Source organism: Actinosynnema sp. (assembly GCF_052038725.1).
Genome location: NZ_JBQGCX010001226.1, coordinates 1 through 2,789 on the forward strand (window position 1 = coordinate 1; position 2,789 = coordinate 2,789).

The following is a 2,789-nucleotide window of genomic DNA, read 5'->3' on the forward strand; positions in this document are numbered from 1 at the left end:
CCGGGCTGGTGGCGACTGGACCGGTGGTCGCGCCTGCGACGCTCGGGGGCGTGGTGCTCGGGCTTGCGGTTCGCTGAACGGTGGTTGGGGTTGCGCCGGTCTGGAAGGTGCCGGTCTGGATGGTGCTGGTGCGGGCTGCACTGGTTTGGGGTGCGCTGCCCTGCGGGACGGTGTTCCACGGGGTTGAGGCGCGTTGGACCGCCGTCACCGGGACTACCGGCACGGCGGGCACCTGGTGCGGCGCCGAGGTGGACGGCGGTCCGGTGTCCAGGCGGCGGGGTGGGGTCGGGCGGACGACCGGGGTGGGGCGCGCAACAGGCTTCGCGGCGCGCTGGACCGCCGGATCGGCGCTCGCTGGGGACGCTGGGGACGCTGGGGACGCGGAGAGCTTGGGGCGCAACGGGTTCCTGGTGATCAGCGGCGCCGGGCTGGTGGCGCGCTGGACGGGAGCCGGGACCGGAGTGGTCGGGCGGACCAGCGGGAGACCGGTGGGGCTGACCACCGCCCTGGGAGAGGCGAGGGGCGAGTTCTGCTTGCGCTGGGCGACCACAGGATGAACCACCGCGGGTCGCGCGGAGGAAGCCCGCAGGCTCGCGATCGGCTGGTCCGGGGAGAGCGGCACCATGCGTTGAACCACCGCATCGGCCCCGATCACCCGGGGCGTGGCAGCAGCGGGCGTGGCAGCAGCGGGCTTGGCGGCAGCAGGCGTGGCAGCAACAGGCGCGCCTGTGGTGGGCTTGGCGGCAGTCGGCTCGGGGGTGGCATCGGGCTTGGGGGCGGTACTGGGCTTGGCGGGAATCGGCTGGTGGGAGCCGTTCTTGGTGGTGCTGTGCCGAAGGGGCGTGTCACTGCGGTTGGTGGCGGCGCGCTGAATCGGCGCCAGCGGGTTCGTGGTGGGCATGGCGCTGGCCGGGATGGCGCTGATCGGGGCGCCGAGTCCGCTCGGCCGGACCGCGCCGGGACGTGCCGGTGTCGCGGGAGTGGCCGAGGCTGGAGCCGAGGGGAGGAGCGGGGCGCCCAGCACGGGCGCGGTCCTCGGCCTGGTCCTCGGTTCCGACGCGGCGGTCTCGGGACGCGCCGAGGGCTTCGTCGTGTCCACCGAGCGCTGAACGTCCGGCGCCGCGGTGGGAGCGGCCTCCGGGGCGTTCTTGGCCTGAGTCGCGAGCGGCAGCTCCGGGGTGGCGGCGGTCGGTGGTGGGGAGACGGTGACCGGGGTGCTTGTTTGCGCCTGCGGCTGTCGTGTCGTCGGAGTGGCGCGTTGGACCACGGCGGGGATCTGCCGGGTGGGCAGGTTCTCCGGGGTGCGGGCGGCGATCAGCGGGCGGGTCAACGGCAGCAGTGGAACCGAGCGCTGCACATCAGCACTCGCCTCAACCACCGGAGCACTCGCCGTGGACACCGGAGCAGGGCTCGCTGCGGGTTCGGGCGCGGCAGGGCGGGATGCGGTCGACTCGGGTGCAGTCGGCTTGGGCGCGGTCGGCTTGGACGCGGCCAGCTTGGGCTGGACCGGCTTGGGCGCGGTCGGTTCAGGCGCGGCCGGATTCGGTGTGCTCGGCTTCGCTGAAGTGGGCTTCGGCGAAGTGGGATTGGGCGCGGTGGGCTTCGGTGCCGCGGGCTTGTGGGGAGTGGCCTTGGCGGGGCGGACCGAGTTCGGGACGACTCGGACGGTGCGCTTGGGCAGGTTCACGAGTTGCGCGGCGGCGCTGCGCTGCACCTGGGGCGCGGTGGGGGCGGCGGGTTCCGCCGGTGTCGCGGCACGGCGCTGCACGAACTCCCTGGCGGGCGGCGCGGCAGCCGGTTCCCGCAGGCTGACCAGCGGCGTGCTCGCCGAAGAGGTCTCCGGTCGCCGCACAACGGGCGCGGGGTCCTCCGGCCGCGTAGCGGGCTCGCGGTTGAGGAGGCGTTGGATCCAGTTGCCCCTCTTGGCCCCTGGCATCTTCCGGCCAGGCGTGGCAACGCGCGTCGGCACCCCGCTGCCCACGACCGGTGCAGCGGAAGGCTCAACGCTCGGCGGCGCGGCGGGAGGCCGAACGCTCGGCGATGCGGCGGAAGGCTCACCGCTCGGCGAGCTGTCGGCAGTCCTGCTCACCGGCTTCTCCGCGCGCTGCGCCCGGCGGCGCGCGGAACCGTCCGCAATCCGCTGCACCGCCGCCGGTCCCGCGCCCGGCTCGTCGACCCCGTTGGCGCGGAAGACGAGATCGCCGCTGTCCCCGTACTCCGGCGTGGCCAGCGGGCGCAGTTGGGCCACCCCGCGCACCACGCCCACGGGCGCGTCCGCCCTGAGCGAGTGCCCCATCGGCCCCGTGCCCACCGTGTGGTCCTGCCAGGAGGCGAGGCCGTCGCGGAAGCGCAACCCGTCGCCCACCGGGACCCGCCCGCCCAACACGCCACCGCCGCTCGGGGCCGCCCGCCACCCCCCGTCCCACGGCGGCAGCGGCGCCGAACGGCGCTGCGCCGCGACCGGCCCGTCAACGGCGCTCCGAGCACTCCCGGCGCCCCCAGCGGAACCAGCGGGAGCCCCGGCCTCCCCGCCCCGCCTGCGGAATCCCCAGCGCACCCGGTTCACCTCCCCTCGTTCACCCTCGTGTTGATCCGCGCGATCTCCGCGACCCACCGCCTGCGCTCGTGGTGCTCCAGGTCCAGGACCTCGTCGCGGGACCAGTGGAAGTGGTAGGCCACGTACGCGACCTCCTCGTGCAGGCGGTCGGCCGCGTACGTCACGATTCCCCCAGGCGACCACCGGCCAGGTCGACCTCGAACGCGGCCCCGCACGACGGGCACGCCACGCC

The 2,789-nt window shown here is 75.1% G+C and carries 1 protein-coding gene and 1 pseudogene; both read right to left on the reverse strand.

Annotation, left to right across the window (positions count from 1 at the left end):
- A pseudogene (locus tag ACTUAL_RS25735) lies at window positions 1–2,266 on the reverse strand (hypothetical protein); the annotation flags it as partial.
- 296 nt (window positions 2,267–2,562) lie between these two features.
- Entirely contained in the window at window positions 2,563–2,721 is a 159-nt protein-coding gene (locus tag ACTUAL_RS25740; RefSeq protein ID WP_177154659.1) for a DUF6760 family protein, read from the reverse strand.
- Window positions 2,722–2,789 lie beyond the last annotated feature (68 nt).